Source organism: Citrobacter sp. TBCP-5362, assembly GCF_005406305.1.
Lineage (GTDB): Bacteria > Pseudomonadota > Gammaproteobacteria > Enterobacterales > Enterobacteriaceae > Citrobacter_B > Citrobacter_B koseri.
Genome location: NZ_CP040234.1, coordinates 859,986 through 880,294, shown reverse-complemented (window position 1 = coordinate 880,294; position 20,309 = coordinate 859,986). Strand labels below are relative to the sequence as shown.

Below are 20,309 nucleotides of genomic sequence, written 5' to 3'. Positions count from 1 at the left end.
CTACTGACTTTTCGGGCAATGTAAGCGCGACATCTGGCCTTGCCTGCCCAAAGGGGAAATGAGTTTAACGCTGATGCTGACACATCCCGCTTGTGTTGTCTGCATTCGGTTGGCCTGCCAGCTTTCGGGAGGTGAAAATGAATACAGCGCCGTTTGCTGCCAGCCGTACCGCCAGAGCTGTTGATATTGCGCCCTGACGACAAGACTCGTCATCAACGCCCGCTGATAACCCGATAACGCGGTGACGGTTATCACCAGCAGCGCCATCGCCAGTATCACTTCCGGCAAACTAAAACCACGCTGCCTGTTCAGGGTATCTGGCATAACGCCACCTCACTCAACGGGCAAAAATCGCTCCATCCATGCGGAGAAAATACAACGCCGCTTTCCTCCCGCGCTCCCAGACGCCAGACCGATGCGCCATCATACTGCGCAATCAATAAAGCGGTGTTGTTCACAAGCAGGCGCAGGCAAACGCGGGCATTCGGCGTGGCGTATTGCCGACACTCAACCGCAGCCTGCGCCGACCATGACTGCATCCTTCCCCATTCCAGCGCCGACTGCGCCACCGCCTGACGCTGCAAGGCCCGGCTTTCTGTCGCCACCAGAGTGGAAAAACTCGCCTGCTGCTGGTTTGCCCCCTGAAGCAGCAGGCTGCCCAATACCAGCAGCAAAAGCACCATCGCCAGAGAAGACACACCCCGTTCACGCTTCACAGATTAAACCCGGTGACGCTGTATTGCGCCTTAACAGCGGTTTTAGAAGCCGCTTTACTGCGCCCCCGAAGAGACAGCGTCAGTACCGGCGCAAAACCGGGCATCTCCTGACGCTCAACGTTAAATGCCTCAATCTGTACCGTATCGGGATCGGTCATTTTATCCCACCCTTTATCTGCGCATGATGTTGCCCCACGCAGTGTTTCCAGCGTTTTATTGTTTAAACGAAACCCGATCTGTTCGGCCTCTTTTCCCGGCGCAGTCTCCCAGCGCCCGTTATTATTGGCGTCCCACTGTACGATAACGCACTCCCCCTGCCCGGCAATCACCAGTCCTTTCCCTGTGCAGTTTCCCCGACAATATCCCGCGCGTTGCAGGTGTTTTGCCACGGTATAAGCACGCTGCCAGATCTCATCTTCCAGCAACAGCTGCCGCGTGGTCTGTAGAATCTCACGCTGTAGCGCGGGTAAAAATCGTGCCGCGCCGAGCAGTAGCATGCTGCTTATCGCCATCGCGATAAGTACCTCCAGTAGAGAAAAACCGCGCTCGTTCATCGACATGCTTCGGCCTCGCGTCCCTCACAGAGCCGGATTCGCCCCCAGGACGAAACCACCAGACGCCATTCGCCCGCGGCATTTTTCAGGCGGATATGACCGGCCCAGGCGGTATTGCGCAGACCAAAAAACGCCAGCGAGGGGGTGATCTCCACCATGTCTATATCGCGCCATGCTGGAATAAAGACGAACGGCGCGTCTGGCGTACAGGCACCTTGCGCCGAAGCAGTGCTGACAAAGCACCAGCCGCCGCGTTCTCTGATGACCTGAACAATGTGATCCCGGTTGTGCCAGTTCGCATCCTCACGCAGTTGCAGCAAATAATCCCGCAGCTGGCTGGCGGTTTGCCATAACCGTTGCTGCTGTTGCCAACGCTGCCAGCCATAGAGCCCTGTGGCGCTAAGGCTAACCATAAGAAGCATTGCGACCATTGTTTCAATGAGCGTATAGCCCTGTTGTTTTTTCATAGCGGCAGTATGCCGGGAGCGGAGAAAATGACGAGGCAAGAATGCAGATTATTCGGCGCGTTACGAGAAATAGTTATCGTATTACAGCGCGTTGCAAAAATTCGGGAATCAGCGCCGAAGAATGGCGTACGGGATAAAAAAAACCGACGCGCAAGGACGTCGGTTATGACAGGATGAGCTCAGGTCAGATAGCGACCGGCGCTTTAATGCCAGGATGCGGGTCGTAGCCTTCAATCTCAAAATCTTCAAAACGGTAGTCGAAGATAGAGTCAGGCTTACGTTTGATCACCAGTTTCGGCAGCGCGCGCGGTTCGCGGCTTAACTGTAGGTGCGTCTGTTCCATATGGTTGCTGTACAGGTGCGTGTCGCCGCCGGTCCAGACAAAGTCGCCCACTTCCAGGTTGCACTGTTGCGCCATCATATGCACCAGTAACGCATAGCTGGCGATATTAAACGGCAGCCCCAGGAAGACGTCGCAGGAGCGCTGATACAGCTGGCAGGAGAGCTTGCCGTCCGCAACATAGAACTGGAAGAACGCATGACACGGCGCCAGCGCCATTTTATCCAGCTCGCCGACGTTCCAGGCGGAAACAATAATACGGCGGGAGTCCGGGTCATTTTTCAACTGGTTCATGACCGTGGTGATCTGGTCAATATGGCGACCGTCCGGCGCAGGCCATGCGCGCCACTGTTTGCCATATACCGGGCCTAAATTACCGTTTTCATCGGCCCATTCGTCCCAGATCGTCACATTGTTTTCATGCAGGTAAGCGACGTTGGTATCGCCTTGCAGGAACCACAACAGCTCGTGAATGATGGAGCGTAAATGGCAGCGCTTCGTCGTCACCAGCGGAAATCCTTCCCGCAGGTTAAAACGCATCTGATGACCAAAAATGGAAAGCGTTCCGGTTCCGGTACGGTCGTTTTTCTGTGTGCCTTCATCCAGCACTTTTTGCATCAGTTCTAAATACTGTTTCATGGTTCCTCAGGAAACGTGTTGCTGTGGGCTGCGGCGGTAAGCCCAAACCATCATGATCACACCAGCGACAATCATCGGGATAGAGAGAATCTGCCCCATGCTGATGTACTGTACCCATGCGCCGGTAAACTGCGCATCCGGCTGGCGGAAGAATTCAACAATGATACGAAACGCGCCATAGCCAATCAGGAACAGGCCAGAGACAGCCCCCATCGGGCGCGACTTGCGGATAAACAGGTTAAGAATAATGAACAGCACGATACCTTCCAGCACCAGCTCATACAGCTGGGACGGATGGCGAGGCAGAACGCCATAGGTATCAAAGATCGACTGCCACTGCGGGTTTGACGGCAACAGCGCGATATCTTCCGCACGAGAGCCCGGGAACAGCATGGCAAACGGGAAGCTTGGATCGACACGCCCCCACAGCTCGCCGTTGATAAAGTTCCCCAGACGCCCTGCGCCTAAACCAAAAGGAATCAGCGGCGCGATAAAATCGGATACCTGGAAGAAAGAACGTTTAGTGCGTCTGGCGAAGATCACCATCACCAGAATGACGCCGATCAGGCCGCCGTGGAAAGACATGCCGCCATCCCAGACGCGGAACAGATAGAGCGGATTTTCCAGGAACAGCGGGAAGTTGTAGAACAGAACGTAACCAATACGGCCACCGAGGAAAACGCCGAGAAAACCGGCATAGAGTAAGTTTTCAACTTCGTTTTTGGTCCAGCCGCTGCCCGGACGGTTTGCCCGGCGAATCGCCAGCCACATTGCAAAGACAAAACCGACCAGGTACATCATGCCGTACCAGTGCAGCGCAACGGGCCCAATTGAGAAAATGACCGGATCAAATTCCGGAAAATGCAGATAGCTACTGGTCATCTGTCACCACAAGTTCTTGTTATTTCGCTGAAAATAGACAGCAATTGATATGCGCGCCAGCCGTTCACAGGCGCTCCAAAGGAGCGAATGATAGCACAAGGGGTGCATCGGTGATGCCGGGAAGATGTAAAAGATCTGTATAGGCTATCAATGACAATCCCAGGAATGCCTGATGGCGCTTACGCTTATCAGGCCTACAGCCGGCACAACATCTTTGCCTGATGGCGCTTACGCTTATCAGGCCTACAGACGGCACAACATCTTTGCCTGATGGCGCTTACGCTTATCAGGCCTACAGACCGCGCAACATCTTTGCCTGATGGCGCTACGCTTATCAGGCCTACAGACCGCACAACATCTTTGCCTGATGGCGCTACGCTTATCAGGCCTACGGACCGCACAACATCTTTGCCTGATGGCGCTATGCTTATCAGGTCTACAGACGGCACCGCGCCGTAGGCCGGATAAGGCGCGTGCGCCGCCATCCGGCAATCAAGGGCACAGCGCCTGTCACAACCCCCCGCGTATCAGGCCTCCCATGCCACGGCGCTCCATAAACGCCGCCACCTGATGACGCACTTCCGTCGCCATTTGCGCTTCCAGACTGCGCTGCGCCAGCGTTTGCGCGTCTTCATAATCAATGTGCCGCAGCAGGTATTTCACGCGCGCGACGGAGCGACCGTTCATCGACAGATGGCGGAATCCCAGGCCTATCAGGATCGCCACACACATCGGATCGCCCGCCATTTCACCGCATAGCCGCAAATCAAGCCCCTGTTTTTCGGCTTCCTGAGCGATCATCGCCAGCGCACGTAACATCCCCGGGTGCAGGCTGTCGTAAATACTGGCCACACGCGTATTGTTGCGATCAACCGCCAGGATGTACTGCGTCAGATCATTGGTGCCAACGGAGATAAAATCGACCCGGTTCGCCAGTTGCGGCAGCATAAATACCATCGACGGCACTTCCAGCATGATCCCAATGCGCGGCCTGGGGATCGCGTAACCGATCATCTCTTCGACTTCACGCCCGGCACGCTCAATCAGGCGTCGCGCTTCATCCACTTCATCAATGCTGGTGACCATCGGCAGTAAAATGCTCAGGTTGCCGGTCGCGGCGTTGGCGCGCAGCATCGCGCGCACCTGGATCAGGAAGATCTCCGGCTGATCGAGCGTAATACGAATGCCGCGCCAGCCCAGGCACGGGTTTTCTTCGCTGATCGGCATATAGGGCAGTTGCTTGTCCGCGCCGACATCCAGCGTACGCAGAGTCACCGGTTTGTCGTTAAACATTTGCAGCATCCCCTGATACTGCGCCACCTGCTCTTCTTCCGAGGGGAAACCGCTTTGCAACATGAACGGAATTTCGGTGCGATAAAGCCCGATACCGTCGATACGGCTGCCCAGCTTCTCTTCATGTTCCGGGCTTAACCCTGCGTTAAGCATCACCTTAACGCGTTCGCCGCTTTTCAGATGCGCGGGCAGATTGACATCATCTTCCGCCAGCCGGCTTAGTTCATTCTCTTCGCTGATAAGCCGCTGATATTCCTGCAACAATACCGGTTCAGGATCGACCAGCAGCTCCCCGCGATAGCCATCCACCACCAGCGTGCGGTGATGAAGAACCGAAGGCTGAATATCCGCGCCCATCACGGTCGGAATACCGAGCGCGCGTACCATAATCGCCGCATGCGAGTTAGCTGCGCCGTCGCGAACCACGACGCCGGCCAGTCTGTCCTGCGGTAGTTCCGCCAGCGTGGTGGCTGAGAGTTCGTCCGCCACCAGCACAAAACGCTCGGGCCATGTGTTCGGCCCCTGAATGGTGTCATCCAGGTGGAATAACAGACGCTGGCCCAGCGCGCGTAAATCTCCGGCACGCTCTTTGAGGTAGCCATCCGTCAGGGCGGCAAACTGCTCGGCAAACTTTTCGATGACTTTTTTGACGGCCCACTCCGCCACCGCGCCTTTATCGACTTCGGCAAACAGTTCACGACGCAGTCGGGCATCAGAAAGCAGGTGTGAATACAGATCGAAGATCGCCGCCGTCTCTTTCTGCGCGCCAGCGGCAAAGCGCTTACTGTAACGACGAAATTCGTTAGCGGCCTCTTCCAGCGCGCCGGTCAGCCGCTCGCGCTCAAGCGCCGGGTCAAGGGTGGAAGCCTCGTAGACCTGCTCCATCAGCGGCAACGTTGCATCCTGCCAGCCTTCCGCTATCGCCACGCCGGGCGCGGCGGGCAGCGCACGGATGCGCGTATGGCGGTATTGACCAAATAACGCGGTTAGCTGCGTCTGAGAAAGGATAGCCGCCATCTGAGTCGCCAGCGTAACGAGGAAAGACTCTTCGCTTTCATCGTACTGGCGCAGTTCACGCTGCTGTACCACCAGCACCCCCAGTAACTGGCGGCGCTGGATAATCGGCACGCCCAGAAAAGCGCGGAAACGCTCCTCTTTTACTGACGGGATGTATTTAAAGCTGGGGTGTTTCTGCGCATCGGCAAGGTTGATCGGTTCCGCCAGCCTGCCAACCAGACCGACGATACCTTCATCAAATGCGAGTGTGACAGTACGGCCACGCGGTTTTTTTAGCCCTCGCGTCGCCATGAGGTAGTAACAACGTCGGTCGTGATCGGCCAGATAGACCGAACAGACCTCTGTATCCATCGCAAGACAGATATCAGTGACCAGAATATTCAGCGCCTCGTTAAGGCGCGGCGCACTGGCCACCTTTTCCACTATTTCGCGCAGGCGGGTGAGCATAATTTGCGTAGCTTTAACCTCTTTTACGTCGCCAGGCAAGTGCGTTTTGTGGCTTCGGCGTACTCTCCTGAAGCGCCATCACGACACTTGCGAACTCTTTCATCACCCTGCGGTAGACATCGCGTTTAAATGACACCACCTGCCTGACCGGGTACCAGTAACTTACCCAGCGCCAGCCATCAAACTCAGGGGTGCTGCTGGTTTGCATATTGATTTCCGCATCAGCGCTCATCAATTGCAGAAGAAACCATTTTTGTTTCTGGCCGATACAAACCGGCTTCGTGTCCCAACGCACCAAACGTTTCGGTAACTTGTAACGCAACCAGTTGCGAGTAGAAGCAAGTATCCGCACATCTTTACGGCTCAACCCGACTTCTTCAAACAGTTCCCGGTACATCGCTTGTTCTGCTGACTCCCCTGAATTTATCCCGCCTTGCGGGAATTGCCAGGAGTGCTGACCAAATCGCCGGGCCCACATAACCTGCCCCTGGCGATTACAAATTACGATACCTACATTTGGGCGGTAGCCATCGTCATCAATCACCGGACTACCTCAACATAAACCTTATATATGAATGATTGTTTCACACTCCAGAGAGACGGTAAACCACTCTGTTAGGCGTACGCGCTACTAATAACAATTGAATAACTCACAGCAAATAGCCGAGTTATAAACAGAGAGGTGTGTTCACAGACGATTTTATTCACCTTTTCTGTGGATATAGTTGTGAAGAAGTACGGAATTACTACGGGAAAACCCGGAACAGTCTGAATTGGGCGGCAAACACCATCAAAAAATAGCCTCGTAAATTCATTAAGTTAAATGCAAAACCTGCGTCTATTCGTGCTAAATAGTGACAGCCATCACATTGAAGATCGTCAGGCTGATGAAAGATCAACCACCGTCGCTTTTATCCACAGATTGTGCCAATAAGTTAGGCACAATTTGTGTAAAAATTCGATTTTCGTCGCACGTCAAGGCTGTAAATTGAAACAGTAGTGGCGGTTTTTCACAGTTATCCCATCTTTCTGTGGATAACATGGTGTAAGATCCTGTTTATTTTCAGTGACCAGATTTGGAAAACCCATTTCTCTGTTGCGCAACTTGCAGAATCAGATCCTAAAAACCAATATAAATCATGCGATTGAACATCGCGTGTGGAAATCGTTAAACTCTGTTCATACGGTATAAAATCATTGTTCACTTTTTCGCCTAAGGTATAACGTCATGCCCGGACTCCGCCCGCTACTTTCTCCGCCAGCATCTGAAGCCCTTTTGCTTGCCCAGGCGCAGCAGCTTTCAGGTTACTCGCTGGGCGAACTGGCGGCGCTGGCCGGTTTAGTGGCCCCCAAAGATTTGAAGCGGGATAAAGGCTGGATTGGCGTGCTGCTGGAGATCTGGCTCGGCGCCAGCGCCGGTAGCAAACCGGAACAAGATTTCGCCGCGCTTGGCGTGGAGCTGAAAACCATTCCCGTCGATAGCCTTGGCCGCCCGCTGGAAACCACGTTTGTCTGCGTCGCGCCGCTAACCGGCAACAGCGGCGTGACGTGGGAAACAAGTCACGTCCGCCACAAATTAAAACGTGTGTTATGGGTTCCCGTAGAGGGGGAGCGCAGTATTCCGTTAGCCGATCGGCGCGTCGGTTCCCCACTGTTGTGGAGCCCAAATGAAGAAGAAGATCAGCAGCTTCGCCTCGACTGGGAAGAGTTGATGGACATGATTGTGCTGGGTCAGGTTGAGCGGATCACCGCCCGGCATGGCGAATTTTTACAACTGCGGCCAAAAGCGGCGAATGCCAAAGCCCTTACCGAAGCAATTGGCGCGCAGGGAGAGACCATTCTGACGTTGCCGCGCGGCTTTTATCTGAAAAAGAACTTCACTCGCACGCTGCTGGCCCGCCATTTCCTGTTACAGGGCTAACAGGCACAGACTGGACTTTCACCTGCCGCATTGCGCGCCTATAATTAGCGCTTCTTTTTTTTGGCAGGACTTTGTTCGATGTTATTTGCATGGGTAACCGATCCTAACGCCTGGCTCGCGCTCGGTACGCTGACGCTGCTGGAGATCGTTCTTGGGATCGACAATATTATTTTCCTCTCTCTGGTGGTGGCGAAACTTCCTACAGCGCAACGGAATCACGCCCGACGCCTTGGGCTGGCGGCGGCGATGGTGATGCGCCTGGCTTTGCTGGCTTCTATCGCCTGGGTCACACGCCTGACAAACCCGCTGTTCGAGATTTTCGGCGAAGCGATTTCCGCCCGCGATCTGATCCTGCTGCTGGGTGGATTGTTCCTGATCTGGAAAGCCAGTAAAGAAATTCACGAATCGATTGAAGGCGAGGAAGAAGGGCTGAAAACGCGCGTCTCCTCCTTCCTGGGCGCGATTGTCCAGATCATGATGCTGGATATTATTTTCAGCCTTGACTCCGTCATCACGGCGGTGGGCCTCTCGGATCATCTGTTTATCATGATGGCAGCAGTTGTGATTGCCGTCGGCGTGATGATGTTCGCGGCGCGTCCTATCGGCGAGTTTGTTGACCGCCACCCTTCCGTAAAAATGCTGGCGCTCTCTTTCCTGATTCTGGTCGGCTTTACCCTGATTCTGGAAAGTTTCGATGTACACGTTCCGAAAGGGTACATCTACTTCGCCATGTTCTTCTCTATCGCGGTAGAGAGCCTGAACCTGATGCGCAATAAAAAGAACCCTCTCTGATTCACTCTTTCGCTCCCTGTAAGGGGAGCGAACACCCGCAATGCCTCTCCCGTTCCTCACAGTTTAAGATTTTACTGCTTTTATCAGACATAACTTCAGGTTATTACTAGACTATTATCAGACGCAGGCCACGTGAGGATAAATGGATGAAAAAATGGGCAGTTGTGATTTCCGCTGTAGGACTGGCTTTTGCTGTTTCTGGATGTAGCAGCGATTATGTAATGGCGACCAAAGATGGTCGGATGATTCTGACCGACGGTAAACCAGAAATTGACGATGATACGGGTCTGGTGAGCTACCACGATCAGCAAGGCAACGCGATGCAAATCAATCGTGACGAAGTCTCTCAGATCATTGAACGCTAATTGTTGAGGTCAGCAGCCCTGCTGGCCTTAGAATTTTCTCTTTCCCTTTTCTCTTCCCTCTGCCATTTTTATATTCCTTTGTCGGGATTTACTGACTTCATAATAAGAAGGAAACGGCTATGCACTATCACCGTATACCCCACAGCTCGCTTGAAATAAGTACACTGGGGCTGGGCACAATGACGTTTGGTGAACAAAACAGCGAAGCCGACGCACATGCACAGCTCGATTACGCCGTGGATCAGGGCATTAACCTGATCGACGTCGCCGAAATGTATCCGGTGCCTCCACGCCCGGAAACCCAGGGACTAACAGAAACCTATGTCGGTAACTGGCTTGCTAAACACGGCAGCCGTGAGAAGCTGGTTATCGCTTCCAAGGTAAGCGGCCCATCGCGTAATAACGACAGCGGAATTCGCCCCAATCAGGCGCTGGATCGTAAAAATATCCGTGAGGCCTTACACGACAGCCTCAAACGCCTGCAAACCGACTATCTGGATCTGTATCAGGTTCACTGGCCGCAGCGCCCGACCAACTGCTTCGGCAAGCTGGGCTACAGCTGGACGGATTCGGCTCCGGTTGTCACGCTGCTCGAAACGCTGGACGCGCTGACGGAGTTCCAGCGCGCGGGCAAAATTCGCTACATCGGCGTCTCTAACGAAACGGCCTTCGGCGTCATGCGCTATCTGCATCTGGCGGATAAACATGACCTGCCGCGCATTGTCACTATCCAGAACCCTTACAGCCTGCTGAACCGCAGTTATGAGGTGGGATTAGCGGAAGTCAGCCAGTATGAAGGCGTCGAGCTGCTGGCCTACTCTTGCCTGGCATTCGGTACGTTGACCGGTAAATATCTGAATGGCGCCAAACCCGCCGGCGCGCGCAACACCCTGTTTAGCCGCTTTACGCGCTACAGCGGCGAGCAGGCGCAAAAGGCGGTTGCGGCCTACGTCGACATCGCCAGACGCCACAACCTCGATCCGGCCCAGATGGCGCTGGCGTTTGTGCGTCGTCAGCCGTTCGTCGCCAGCACCCTGTTGGGCGCAACGACGATGGCGCAGCTAAAAACCAACGTTGAGAGTTTGCATCTGGAGTTAAGCGAAGAGGTGCTGGCGGAGATCGAAGCGGTGCATCAGGTTTATACCTACCCGGCACCGTAATATGCATATCCGGCCTACCAACAGCACCATACCGTAGGCCGGATAAGGCGCCTGCGCCGCCATCCGGCACTTCTGCCTGATGGCGCTGCGCTTATCAGGCCTACCGACGGCGCAACAATCACATCTGGCGGCGCTGCCAAATCCACAGCGCCGCAATCGCCAGCGCAAACAGCCCGCCAAAACCAATGCCGATCGCCACGACCGGAATGTCCACCAGTACGGCCAGCGAATAGAGACCCAGCATCAACAGCATCGCGCTGTTCTCCCCCAGGTTCTGTACCGCAATCGCGTTGCCCGCGCCGACGCTTTTCTTGCCGCGCTCCTGCAATAACGCATTGAGCGGCACCACGAAAAAGCCGCCCAGCACGCCAATAAGCGTCAACAGCGCATAGGCCGGAAGCAACGCGTGTTGCAAAGAAAAAATCAGCACCACCACGCCAATCAGAATACCCGCAGGCATACAACGCGCAACCGTCTCCAGCGTAACCAGCTTCGCCGCAGCACCTGCGCCCACAACAATACCGATCGCCACCATTGCGTTCAGGTAAGTCGGCGTGGCGTTATCGGTAATTCCCAGCGCTACCGGCACCCACAGCACCAGCAGAAAACGCAGCGTGACGCCCGCGCCCCAAAAAAGGCTGGTGCCAACCAGCGAGAAACGCGTCTCCCCGTTACGCCAGAGCGACATGCAGGCGCAGAAGAAGCTGCGCACCATCTTACGCAAATGCCAGGACTGGCCTGGCCGCGCCGCCGCGAGTTTCGGAATAAAAAGGTTAGCGACGACTGCGCCCGCATAGGCCAACGCACAGGCGACCAGCGCCGCAATCACATGCCAGTCTGCCAGTACGCCGCCTGCCACCGATCCCAGCAGAATCGCGGCAATGGTGGAGGCTTCCATCAGACCATTGGCTTTCACCAGTTTGTCGCCCGTGGTCAGCTCGCCAAGAATGCCATATTTCGCCGGAGAGTAAGCCGCCGCGCCAATCCCCACCAGCGTATAGCCGACAAAGGGATTAAAACCAAAACAGATGCTCGCAGCGCCCAACAGTTTCAGGCCGTTGGCGAACATCATCACCCGACCTTTGGCAAAGCTGTCCGCCACCTGCCCGACAAAGGGAGCAAAAAGAATGTAAGCGCCTACAAACACCATTTGCAGGATCGGCTGGCTCCAGTCCGGGTAGAACTGCGCCTTCAGCAACGCCAGCGTCGCGAACAACAGCGCGTTATCGCCAAACGCAGAGAGAAACTGCGCGGCGATAACCGACATCATCCCTTTCGACCAGATCGAAGTGTTAGTATGTACTGACTCACGCATGTTGTTTTTCCGGTTCATCAACCCAGCTTTTCAGCGTCACAAAGTCCGGCTTGCCGCTGCCCAGTAACGGAAGTTGTTTCAGATAGCGGATATCACGCGGTACGGCAAGTTCAGGAATGCCGTGTGTGCGGGCATATTGCAGCAGGCTTTCACGCGTCAGCTCGCCGTCTGTCGTGAACAGCACCAGCGCTTCGCCCTTGCTGGCGTCGCTTTTAATCGCCGTGGCGTGCATTTTATCTGGCGAGACGCCCAGCGCCAGCTGTTCGACCATCTCCAGCGAAACCATCTCTCCGGCGATTTTCGCAAAGCGCTTCGCTCGCCCCTGGATCTGCACAAAACCGTTTTCATCGAAACGCACAATATCGCCCGTGTCGTACCAGCCCTGTTCAACGTCGCCCAGCGCATTTTCCGCCGCAGGCGCTTCCAGCACGCCCGGTTTTTCAACCCGCAGGTAGCCGTTCATGATATTAGGCCCTTTGAGTTGCAGACGCCCGCCGTCATCAATGCCTGGAACCGCCAGCAAGCGCGCATCCATGCCTGGCAAAATGCGCCCAACGGTGCCCGGCTTCGCCGCCATCGGTACGTTAATCGACACGACCGGCGCGCATTCGGTCACGCCGTAACCTTCCAGAACGCGCAGGCCGAATTTGTCCTGCCAGAGCTGTCGGGTGCTGTCCTGCAATTTTTCCGCGCCGGCGACGACATAGCGCAGACGATAGAAATCATACGGGTTGGCAAACCGCGCGTAGTTGCCCAGAAACGTCGACGTGCCAAACAGCACCGTGCAGTTCCGGTCATAGACCAGCTCCGGCACAATGCGATAGTGCAACGGGCTGGGATAGAGAAACACCTCAGCGCCGGTCAGCAGCGGCGTCAACAGGCCGACGGTCAGACCGAAGGAGTGGAACAGCGGCAGCGCTGACATAAAGCGGTCGTTCGCCGTGAAATCGGCAATGGTTTTTATCTGCTCAACGTTCGCCAGAAGGCTTTTATGGCTGTGCACCACGCCTTTCGGGTGCCCTTCCGAACCGGATGTAAAGAGGATCATTGCCGCCTCTTCCGGCCGCTGTTTGACCTGCGCCAGGCGCGGCATCAGCAGATGTGCAAAAATCCAGAGCTTATCGGCGAGCGTCACATCAGCTTTTAAATCTTCGAGATAAATCCAGCGAACCTGCGTCAGTTGCTCCGGCAGATGCCAGAGCTTGCCTTTCTCAAGAAACTGACGGGAGGTGAATACGGTTTTGATCTCCGCAGCGGTAATGGCGCTGGTCAACCCTTTCACACCCGCCGTGTAGTTCATCATCGCCGGGATACGGCCACGAGAAACCGCGCCAAAAATGACGGCGGCGCTGATGGCCGCGTTTGGCAGCATCAGGCCGATGTTTTCGCCCTGCGCGCTGTATTTTTCCAGAATGCGGCCGACAAACAGCGTTTTTGTCAGCAATTTGCGATAAGTGTCCGGCGTGAAGTTAATATCTTCAACACAGTTTTTACCCGCCCCGTAGCGGTACTGCGCAGCTAACAGTGATTCATACAGCGTTTCACGCGGGCGCACCGCCATGCGCGCTTCCATCATAATTTGATGCAGCATTTCTCCGGCCAGTTTGCGGCGCTCGCGCGCTCGCGGCGCCTCCGGCATCGGCAGATGGGTAGGCGGCAGGATATGCAGGTGAATGCGCGGGAAAAAGCGCTGTTTTACCAGACCTTTCAGGCGGCTAAAGTACGTAAGCTCTGCGCCTTCAATACGAACCGGCACCACCGTTGCGCCAGACTTCGCCGCCACAAACCCGGCGCCGTCGTAGATTTTCATCAACGAACCGCTCACCGAAATTCGCCCTTCCGGGAAGATAACCACCGGGCGGCCCTGCTCTACCAGGCGTACCAGGTGCTTAATCGCCATCGGCTTCGTCGGGTCGAGCGGCACAAAATCAATCAGCGACTTTAACCAGCGCATATACCATTGCTGGCTGATAGAGGAATAGACCGCGAAAACAGGGCGAACCGGTAAAAACAGGGCGAGTAAAATACCGTCGATAAAAGAGACATGGTTTGGCGTGATCAGGATGCGCTCACCCTGTAGCGCCCTGGCATCCCCGGTGACGCGTACACGATAAAGCACGCGGAACAGGTTGCGAAAAAATCCAAAAAGCATGTCAACTCCCTTTGCTCACAGTTCGGTAAAGATGCATGGTTGCAGATTATACGAGATGGGGAACAGGCGCGACAGGTAAATGGAAGGACGAAAAAAAACCTGCGCATCCGCGCAGGTTGGTGCAAGAGACAGGTACGAAGAGCGTACCGAATAATCTCACCAATCAATACCTCTGGGATCTTGATTGTGGTCTCCGGCGACGCTGCGCGCCACCAGCAAAACGCAAAGGAATGAACACAAATGCAACGAGTTGTGTAAATTATCGGTTACTGTTACAGATTGGTGTAAGCGCAAAAAAAACCTGCACATGATGCGCAGGTTGGTGTAATTCTTGTGATCAACCCGAAAGCTGATTTCACCTATCAATACCTCTGGGATCTCAACTCTAGCAATCCGCCCGACGCCCTCACCAGCGAACAATCGCAACAGCGCTTCGCAAAGTGTAACCAAAGGTTTGCATTCTCCCTTTTCTGTCTTACTTCCCCGGCGTGCGCTCACATTTGCGCGTTCCCGTCAGGCAATCTGCTTGAACAGATAGCCATTTTCCGTAACACTGACGAAATGTAAGCGTTTACCCACTATAGGTACTGTCATGGCGACCATAAAGGATGTAGCCCGACTGGCTGGTGTTTCAGTCGCCACCGTTTCTCGCGTTATTAATGATTCCCCGAAAGCCAGCGAAGCATCCCGCCTCGCGGTCACCAGCGCGATGGAATCGCTCAGCTATCACCCCAACGCCAATGCGCGAGCGCTGGCGCAGCAATCCACGGAGACAATTGGTTTAGTCGTGGGGGATGTCTCCGACCCTTTCTTTGGCGCGATGGTTAAAGCGGTCGAGCAGGTGGCCTACCACACCGGTAATTTCTTACTGATTGGCAACGGCTACCACAATGAACAAAAAGAGCGTCAGGCGATTGAACAACTGATCCGCCATCGTTGCGCGGCGTTAGTCGTACACGCCAAGATGATCCCGGACGCGGACCTGGCGTCATTAATGAAACAGATGCCCGGCATGGTGCTGATTAACCGCATCCTGCCTGGGTTTGAGCAGCGCTGCGTGGCGTTAGATGACCGTTACGGCGCCTGGCTGGCAACGCGTCACTTAATTCAGCAGGGCCATACCCGCATCGGCTATATCTGTTCCAACCATTCGATTTCTGATGCGGAAGACCGGCTCAAGGGTTATTACGACGCGCTGGAAGAGAGCCATATTCCGGCTAACGACAGGCTGGTCACATTTGGTGAACCGGATGAGAGCGGCGGTGAACAGGCAATGACCGAACTGTTAGGTCGCGGAAGAAACTTCACGGCGATCGCTTGTTACAACGATTCGATGGCCGCAGGCGCAATGGGCGTATTAAACGACAACGGTATTGACGTGCCGGGCGAAATTTCACTGATTGGTTTCGATGATGTGCTGGTCTCGCGCTACGTGCGTCCACGTCTGACCACAGTACGCTACCCGATCGTGACCATGGCGACCCAGGCCGCCGAACTGGCGCTCGCGCTGGCGGAAAAACGGCCTGTACCCGAAATCACCCATGTCTTTAGCCCTACTCTGGTACGTCGGCATTCCGTTTCGACGCCGTCGGAAACCGGGAATTCTTCGTCAAACGATTAATCAGGATAGCGTCATGACAACAATGCTGGATGTTTCACGTCGCGCGGGCGTATCAAAAGCGACGGTTTCTCGCGTGCTGAACGGAACGGGACAGGTGAAAGAGAGCACGCGCCAGAAAGTCTTCAAAGCGATGCAGGCGTTAGATTACCGACCCAATTTTTTGGCGCGATCGCTGGCGAACCGCACCAGTAACAGCATTGGGCTTGTTGTCTCGACCTTTGACGGATTTTACTTCGGGCGTTTGCTGCAACAGGCGTCACGCCAGACGGAGTCGCACGGTAAGCAGCTTATCGTGACCGATGGCCATGACACGCCGGAACGCGAGCAAGAGGCGGTGCAGATGCTGGCCGACAGGCAGTGCGACGCGATCATTCTCTATACCCGCTATATGAGCGAAAAAACGATCATCTCGTTGATTAATACCATAGAGACGCCGCTGGTCGTGATCAACCGCGATGTCAGTCTGGCCCGCGATCGCGCCATATTCTTTGAACAGGAAGATGCCGCGTTTCAGGCGGTGGATTACCTGATCTCACAAGGCCATCGGGATATCGCCTGCATTACCGTACCGAATCACACGCCAACGGGAAAATCCCGTCTGACGGGCTACCGCAAGGCGCTGGAGAAAAACGGGATCGCCTGGGACCCGGCGAAAGTGAAATACGGCGACTCCAGTATGACACGCGGGTACGAAGCGTGCCGTGAACTGCTGGAGGAAGGGATCGCCTTTACCGCGCTCTTTGCCTGTAACGACGATATGGCGCTTGGCGCATCAAAGGCGCTGCATCAGGCCGGGCTGCGGATACCGCAGGATATTTCGCTGTTTGGCTTCGATGACGCGCCCAGCGCGAAGTGGCTGGAACCGGCGCTGTCCACCGTTTATCTGCCGATCGACAGTATGATCACCACCGCAATCGATCAGGCGATTCGGCTGGCGAGCGGCGAGGAGCTGGAGCCGATCCCGCCGTTTACAGGAACATTAGTGCTGCGTGATTCAGTGACCACCGGGCCATTTTTTCAGTCGGATTGCTGATGGTTTGCCGGATGGCGGCGCAAGCGCCTTATCCAGCCTACAGTATCGTAGGCCTGATAAGCGTAGCGCCATCAGGCAAAGGAACCTTATCCGGCCTGCCGGTTAAAAAACTTCCAGCGCCAGCAACTCTTCAATCGTCTGGCGGCGGCGAATCAATCGCGCTTTACCGTTATCAAACAGCACTTCCGGCAGCAGCGGTCGGCTATTGTAATTTGATGACATGGACGCGCCGTACGCGCCGGTATCGTGCAGAACCAGGTAATCCCCCGGTGCTACCGCAGGCAGCGCACGCGTTTCCACGTTACCGCCTTCCTGCTGCGTAAAGACATCGCCAGATTCACACAACGGCCCCGCCACCACGGTGTCCAGCAGCGGCGCATGTTCAAGCGAGCGACCGTCCGCCGCCAGCGCCGTAATATGGTGGTAGCTGCCGTACATTGCCGGACGCATCAGGTCGTTGAAACCGGCATCCACCAGCACAAAATGACGGCGCCCCATCTCTTTCACGCTGCGTACCTGCGTCACCAGCACGCCGGATTGCGCCACCAGAAAACGTCCCGGCTCAATTTCCAGCTTCACCCGATGCCCCAGATGGCGAGCGATTTGCTCGCGGGCAGCGTTCCACAGCCCGAAGTAATGCTGCGTATCGACCGCCTCTTCTCCCTCGTGATAAGGGATCGACAGCCCGCCTCCCGCCGAAATCGCCTCCAGATCCTGCCCAAAATCGATAACCTGGCGCACCATCGCGCCGCATACCTGCTCCAGATGACCGTAATCAACGCCGGAACCAATGTGCATGTGAACCCCGACAAGCTGAAGCCGATGGCGCTGCATCACCGCCAGCGCGGCAGGCAGATCGGTATGCCAGATGCCGTGTTTGCTGTTCTCGCCGCCGGTATTGGTTTTCTGGCTGTGCCCGTGACCAAAACCGGGATTAATACGCAGCCAGACGCGATGACCCGGCGAAACCTGCCCCAGTTGCTCCAGCATATCCACCGACCCGGCATTCACCGGAATGCGCAGTTCATTGACGCGGGCCAGCGTGGCGGCGTCAATGACATCAGCCGTGAAGACAATATCATCAGGATGGTTTTGCGGATCGTATCCCGCCGCCAGCGCGCGCTCAATTTCACCCAGCGAGACGGAATCCACCTTTACGCCCTGCTCACGCATCAGGCGTAAAATATGAATATTCGAGCAGGCCTTTTGCGCAAAGCGCACCACATCAAACTGTTGCAGGGCCGCGATCTGACGGCGAATAATCTGCGCGTCATAGACCCATACCGGGCAGCCGAATTCCGCCGGTAGTCTGAGCAGATTTTCAGCGTTGAGGTCAGTATCAGTGCAATTCAGTGAATGTGGCATAGCAGGCTCCGGGCAAGACATTTTTTATGATTACGCCACAAACTGAAGGGAATAAAAAATATCGTTTTATGGCGAGTCTATGCAAAAATGATATGGATGATATCCACTGAGGGGAAAGCCAACGATGGCAGCCGTGAACCTGCGCCACATTGAAATCTTTCATGCTGTGATGACCGCCGGAAACCTGACCGAAGCGGCGCGCCTGCTGCATACCTCGCAGCCCACCGTTAGCCGGGAGCTGGCGCGGTTCGAAAAAGTATTGGGGCTTAAACTGTTTGAGCGCACGCGCGGACGCCTGCACCCAACGGTGCAAGGATTACGGCTATTCGAAGAGGTGCAGCGTTCCTGGTATGGGCTGGATCGCATTGTAAACGCGGCGGAGAGCTTACGTGAATTCCGCCAGGGCGAGCTGTCGATTGTCTGCCTGCCCGTTTTCTCCCAGTCCTTTTTACCCACGCTGCTGCAACCGTTTCTCGCCCGCTATCCTGATGTCAGCCTGAACATCGTGCCGCAGGAGTCGCCGCTGCTGGAAGAGTGGCTTTCAGCTCAACGCCACGACCTCGGCCTGACGGAGACGTTGCATACCCCGGCAGGCACCGAACGCACCGCGTTGTTGACGCTAAATGAAGTGTGCGTGCTGCCGCCCGGCCACCCGCTGGCGACCAAATCCGTGCTGACGCCGGACGACTTTCAGGGAGAGAATTACATCAGCCTGTCGCGCACCGACAGCTATCGCCAGCTGCTGGATGCGCTGTTTAACGAACACCAGGTTAAACGCCGGATGGTCGTGGAAACCCACAGCGCGGCGTCGGTTTGTGCGATGGTGCGCGCGGGCGCCGGGCTTTCGGTGGTTAACCCGCTCACCGCGCTGGATTATGCCGCCAGCGGAGTGACCGTGCGGCGGTTCAGTGTCGACGTTCCGTTTACCGTCAGTCTGATCCGCCCGCTGCACCGGCCATCATCCGCGCTGGTGGATGCGTTCAGCGAGCACCTGCAAACCAGCCTTCCGCGTCTTGTCGATCCGCTGGAGGCCATTCTGGAGCCGGTTACGAAAGCATAAATTCCACGGCGTCAGCCGCATGGATCGCCGCAGTATCAAACACCGGCAGCGCGCTCTGCGCTTCCGGCACCAGCAACCCAATCTCGGTACAGCCGAAAATCACGCCCTGAGCGCCCTGCGCCGCCAGACGTTCGATCACCTGCAAATAATACTGGCGGGAGCGTTCGCTAAACTCGCCGAGGCACAGTTCGTCAAAGATTATCTGGTTGATCTGCGCGCGGTCGTCAGTTTCCGGCACCAGGGTTTCAATCGCAAACCGCTGCTCCAGACGCCCGCGATAAAAATCCTGCTCCATCGTGTAGCGCGTCCCCAGTAGCGCCACGCGCGTCATGTTTTTGCGCGCAATCGCCCGCCCTGTCGCATCCGCAATATGTAAAAACGGCAGTGAACAGCGCGACTCAATCGTCTCCGCCACTTTATGCATAGTATTAGTACACAGCACTATCGCTTCTGCGCCCGCCTGCTGCAAACCCAGTGCGGCCTGCGCCAGAATATCTCCCGTTTTATCCCACTCGCCCTGGCGCTGACACTCTTCAATTTCATGGAAATCAACGCTATGCAGCAACAGGCTGGCGGAATGCAAACCGCCCAGGCGTGCTTTGATTCCTTCATTAATCAAACGGTAATAGGGGATCGTCGATTCCCAACTCATGCCGCCCAGCAGTCCAATCGTTTTCATTACCTTCTCCTTCTCACCTTGATGACAGCAGTGAAGCAAACTTGTGATCAAGTTTCCAGTTCATTTGGTCTGCCATTTTCTTTTTCCCCGGTATGAACTAATTTAGTTGAAACATTGTTTCAATAAATAACAGGATCACCGCATGTTTATTTTTCATAATGAGACGACGCTTGAGGATCTGGGAAATGGCGTTACCCGGCGTATTCTGGCTCACGACGGCAACATGATGGCGGTAGAGGTGAATTTCGAAAAAGGCGCAATCGGGCCGTTGCACAATCATCCTCATGAACAGCTGACTTACGTTTTGTCCGGTGAATTTGAGTTTACTATTGGTGAAGAAAAGCATGTGGTGCGCGCCGGCGATACGCTATATAAACAGCCCAATATCATGCATGGCTGCGTGTGTTTACAACCGGGAACACTGCTGGATACCTTCACGCCAGTACGCGAAGATTTCCTCAACGCGTAAGCCATACGCATCCGGCCTGTAC

At 55.4% G+C, this 20,309-nt stretch carries 21 protein-coding genes; 8 read left to right on the top strand and 13 right to left on the bottom strand.

Translation table 11 applies throughout. The features are described 5' to 3' along the window. The 9 genes from FD428_RS04275 to FD428_RS21935 all read right to left on the bottom strand — a co-directional run bounded on the left by FD428_RS04275 (window position 1) and on the right by FD428_RS21935 (window position 7,397). A complete protein-coding gene (locus FD428_RS04275) occupies window positions 1–324 on the bottom strand; it encodes a prepilin-type N-terminal cleavage/methylation domain-containing protein (protein ID WP_012134939.1) in 324 nt (107 codons plus the stop codon). Continuing rightward, a complete protein-coding gene (locus tag FD428_RS04270) occupies window positions 309–716 on the bottom strand; it encodes a DUF2509 family protein (protein WP_114848283.1) in 408 nt (135 codons plus the stop codon). The genes FD428_RS04275 and FD428_RS04270 overlap by 16 nt, the downstream gene beginning before the upstream one ends. Then, window positions 713–1,276 carry a prepilin peptidase-dependent protein gene (locus FD428_RS04265; RefSeq protein ID WP_114848284.1) on the bottom strand — a complete coding sequence of 188 codons (564 nt, stop codon included), beginning with the start codon at window positions 1,274–1,276 and terminating at the stop codon, window positions 713–715. The genes FD428_RS04270 and FD428_RS04265 overlap by 4 nt, the downstream gene beginning before the upstream one ends. After that, window positions 1,267–1,737 carry a prepilin peptidase-dependent protein gene (locus FD428_RS04260; RefSeq protein ID WP_114848285.1) on the bottom strand — a complete coding sequence of 157 codons (471 nt, stop codon included), beginning with the start codon at window positions 1,735–1,737 and terminating at the stop codon, window positions 1,267–1,269. Before FD428_RS04260 ends, FD428_RS04265 begins: the two co-directional genes overlap by 10 nt. 184 nt (window positions 1,738–1,921) lie before the next feature. Further along, the gene (thyA, locus tag FD428_RS04255) at window positions 1,922–2,716 is read right to left on the bottom strand and encodes a thymidylate synthase (RefSeq protein WP_114848286.1); all 795 of its coding nucleotides are present in this window, start codon (window positions 2,714–2,716) and stop codon (window positions 1,922–1,924) included. 6 nt (window positions 2,717–2,722) lie between these two features. After that, on the bottom strand, window positions 2,723–3,598 hold the full coding sequence (gene lgt, locus FD428_RS04250) for a prolipoprotein diacylglyceryl transferase (RefSeq protein ID WP_047461522.1): 876 nt from the start codon (window positions 3,596–3,598) through the stop codon (window positions 2,723–2,725). A 510-nt stretch (window positions 3,599–4,108) separates the two neighbouring features. Next, entirely contained in the window at window positions 4,109–6,355 is a 2,247-nt protein-coding gene (ptsP, locus tag FD428_RS04245; RefSeq protein ID WP_012134945.1) for a phosphoenolpyruvate--protein phosphotransferase, read from the bottom strand. 13 nt (window positions 6,356–6,368) lie between these two features. Then, window positions 6,369–6,899 carry an RNA pyrophosphohydrolase gene (gene rppH / locus FD428_RS04240; protein ID WP_114848288.1) on the bottom strand — a complete coding sequence of 177 codons (531 nt, stop codon included), beginning with the start codon at window positions 6,897–6,899 and terminating at the stop codon, window positions 6,369–6,371. 351 nt (window positions 6,900–7,250) lie between these two features. Then, on the bottom strand, window positions 7,251–7,397 hold the full coding sequence (locus FD428_RS21935; protein ID WP_047461519.1) for a hypothetical protein: 147 nt from the start codon (window positions 7,395–7,397) through the stop codon (window positions 7,251–7,253). A 186-nt stretch (window positions 7,398–7,583) separates the two neighbouring features. Here FD428_RS21935 and mutH point away from each other — a divergent pair, with 186 nt between their 5' ends. From mutH to FD428_RS04220, 4 genes are all read left to right on the top strand, one after another. Beyond that, window positions 7,584–8,276 carry a DNA mismatch repair endonuclease MutH gene (gene mutH / locus FD428_RS04235; RefSeq protein ID WP_112001587.1) on the top strand — a complete coding sequence of 231 codons (693 nt, stop codon included), beginning with the start codon at window positions 7,584–7,586 and terminating at the stop codon, window positions 8,274–8,276. Window positions 8,277–8,354: 78 nt separating this feature from the next. Further along, window positions 8,355–9,068, top strand: a complete 714-nt coding sequence (locus FD428_RS04230) for a TerC family protein (RefSeq protein ID WP_012134949.1) — start codon at window positions 8,355–8,357, stop codon at window positions 9,066–9,068. 146 nt (window positions 9,069–9,214) lie between these two features. Continuing rightward, a complete protein-coding gene (gene ygdR, locus FD428_RS04225; RefSeq protein ID WP_012134951.1) occupies window positions 9,215–9,433 on the top strand; it encodes a lipoprotein YgdR in 219 nt (72 codons plus the stop codon). A 119-nt stretch (window positions 9,434–9,552) separates the two neighbouring features. Beyond that, window positions 9,553–10,593, top strand: a complete 1,041-nt coding sequence (locus FD428_RS04220; protein WP_047461513.1) for an NADP(H)-dependent aldo-keto reductase — start codon at window positions 9,553–9,555, stop codon at window positions 10,591–10,593. A gap of 118 nt (window positions 10,594–10,711) precedes the next feature. Here FD428_RS04220 and lplT read toward each other — a convergent pair whose 3' ends face one another. Further along, window positions 10,712–11,908, bottom strand: a complete 1,197-nt coding sequence (gene lplT, locus FD428_RS04210; protein WP_114848289.1) for a lysophospholipid transporter LplT — start codon at window positions 11,906–11,908, stop codon at window positions 10,712–10,714. Beyond that, window positions 11,901–14,060, bottom strand: coding sequence for a bifunctional acyl-ACP--phospholipid O-acyltransferase/long-chain-fatty-acid--ACP ligase (aas, locus tag FD428_RS04205; protein ID WP_047461507.1), 2,160 nt, complete (start codon window positions 14,058–14,060; stop codon window positions 11,901–11,903). Before aas ends, lplT begins: the two co-directional genes overlap by 8 nt. 592 nt (window positions 14,061–14,652) lie before the next feature. Between aas and galR the strand changes: the two genes are divergently transcribed. Both galR and FD428_RS04190 read left to right on the top strand, forming a co-directional pair. Further along, the gene (gene galR / locus FD428_RS04195; protein WP_047461505.1) at window positions 14,653–15,681 is read left to right on the top strand and encodes an HTH-type transcriptional regulator GalR; all 1,029 of its coding nucleotides are present in this window, start codon (window positions 14,653–14,655) and stop codon (window positions 15,679–15,681) included. Between the two features lie 13 nt (window positions 15,682–15,694). Next, window positions 15,695–16,714: a LacI family DNA-binding transcriptional regulator gene (locus FD428_RS04190; protein ID WP_047461502.1), complete on the top strand. Its 1,020-nt coding sequence runs from the start codon at window positions 15,695–15,697 to the stop codon at window positions 16,712–16,714. 102 nt (window positions 16,715–16,816) lie between these two features. Here FD428_RS04190 and lysA read toward each other — a convergent pair whose 3' ends face one another. Further along, on the bottom strand, window positions 16,817–18,079 hold the full coding sequence (gene lysA, locus FD428_RS04185) for a diaminopimelate decarboxylase (RefSeq protein ID WP_114848290.1): 1,263 nt from the start codon (window positions 18,077–18,079) through the stop codon (window positions 16,817–16,819). Window positions 18,080–18,203: 124 nt separating this feature from the next. Here lysA and FD428_RS04180 point away from each other — a divergent pair, with 124 nt between their 5' ends. Beyond that, entirely contained in the window at window positions 18,204–19,139 is a 936-nt protein-coding gene (locus tag FD428_RS04180) for a LysR family transcriptional regulator (protein ID WP_114848291.1), read from the top strand. Here the strand turns inward: FD428_RS04180 and FD428_RS04175 are convergent. Beyond that, the gene (locus tag FD428_RS04175) at window positions 19,126–19,818 is read right to left on the bottom strand and encodes an aspartate/glutamate racemase (RefSeq protein ID WP_058668045.1); all 693 of its coding nucleotides are present in this window, start codon (window positions 19,816–19,818) and stop codon (window positions 19,126–19,128) included. The two genes, FD428_RS04180 and FD428_RS04175, sit on opposite strands and share 14 nt — an antisense overlap. Window positions 19,819–19,960: 142 nt before the next feature. Here FD428_RS04175 and FD428_RS04170 point away from each other — a divergent pair, with 142 nt between their 5' ends. Beyond that, window positions 19,961–20,287, top strand: coding sequence for a cupin domain-containing protein (locus tag FD428_RS04170; RefSeq protein WP_047461492.1), 327 nt, complete (start codon window positions 19,961–19,963; stop codon window positions 20,285–20,287). Window positions 20,288–20,309 lie beyond the last annotated feature (22 nt).

Coding starts and splice junctions, on each gene's coding strand:
- lysA (WP_114848290.1), bottom strand. CDS start 18,079: ATGCCACATTCACTGAATTGCACTGATACTGACCTCAACGCTGAAAAT.
- FD428_RS04230 (WP_012134949.1), top strand. CDS start 8,355: ATGTTATTTGCATGGGTAACCGATCCTAACGCCTGGCTCGCGCTCGGT.
- FD428_RS04175 (WP_058668045.1), bottom strand. CDS start 19,818: ATGAAAACGATTGGACTGCTGGGCGGCATGAGTTGGGAATCGACGATC.
- galR (WP_047461505.1), top strand. CDS start 14,653: ATGGCGACCATAAAGGATGTAGCCCGACTGGCTGGTGTTTCAGTCGCC.
- ptsP (WP_012134945.1), bottom strand. CDS start 6,355: ATGCTCACCCGCCTGCGCGAAATAGTGGAAAAGGTGGCCAGTGCGCCG.
- FD428_RS04275 (WP_012134939.1), bottom strand. CDS start 324: ATGCCAGATACCCTGAACAGGCAGCGTGGTTTTAGTTTGCCGGAAGTG.
- FD428_RS04265 (WP_114848284.1), bottom strand. CDS start 1,276: ATGTCGATGAACGAGCGCGGTTTTTCTCTACTGGAGGTACTTATCGCG.
- FD428_RS04220 (WP_047461513.1), top strand. CDS start 9,553: ATGCACTATCACCGTATACCCCACAGCTCGCTTGAAATAAGTACACTG.
- FD428_RS04260 (WP_114848285.1), bottom strand. CDS start 1,737: ATGAAAAAACAACAGGGCTATACGCTCATTGAAACAATGGTCGCAATG.
- ygdR (WP_012134951.1), top strand. CDS start 9,215: ATGAAAAAATGGGCAGTTGTGATTTCCGCTGTAGGACTGGCTTTTGCT.
- aas (WP_047461507.1), bottom strand. CDS start 14,060: ATGCTTTTTGGATTTTTTCGCAACCTGTTCCGCGTGCTTTATCGTGTA.
- mutH (WP_112001587.1), top strand. CDS start 7,584: ATGCCCGGACTCCGCCCGCTACTTTCTCCGCCAGCATCTGAAGCCCTT.
- FD428_RS04190 (WP_047461502.1), top strand. CDS start 15,695: ATGACAACAATGCTGGATGTTTCACGTCGCGCGGGCGTATCAAAAGCG.
- lplT (WP_114848289.1), bottom strand. CDS start 11,908: ATGCGTGAGTCAGTACATACTAACACTTCGATCTGGTCGAAAGGGATG.
- FD428_RS04180 (WP_114848291.1), top strand. CDS start 18,204: ATGGCAGCCGTGAACCTGCGCCACATTGAAATCTTTCATGCTGTGATG.
- FD428_RS21935 (WP_047461519.1), bottom strand. CDS start 7,397: ATGTTATCCACAGAAAGATGGGATAACTGTGAAAAACCGCCACTACTG.
- lgt (WP_047461522.1), bottom strand. CDS start 3,598: ATGACCAGTAGCTATCTGCATTTTCCGGAATTTGATCCGGTCATTTTC.
- thyA (WP_114848286.1), bottom strand. CDS start 2,716: ATGAAACAGTATTTAGAACTGATGCAAAAAGTGCTGGATGAAGGCACA.
- FD428_RS04170 (WP_047461492.1), top strand. CDS start 19,961: ATGTTTATTTTTCATAATGAGACGACGCTTGAGGATCTGGGAAATGGC.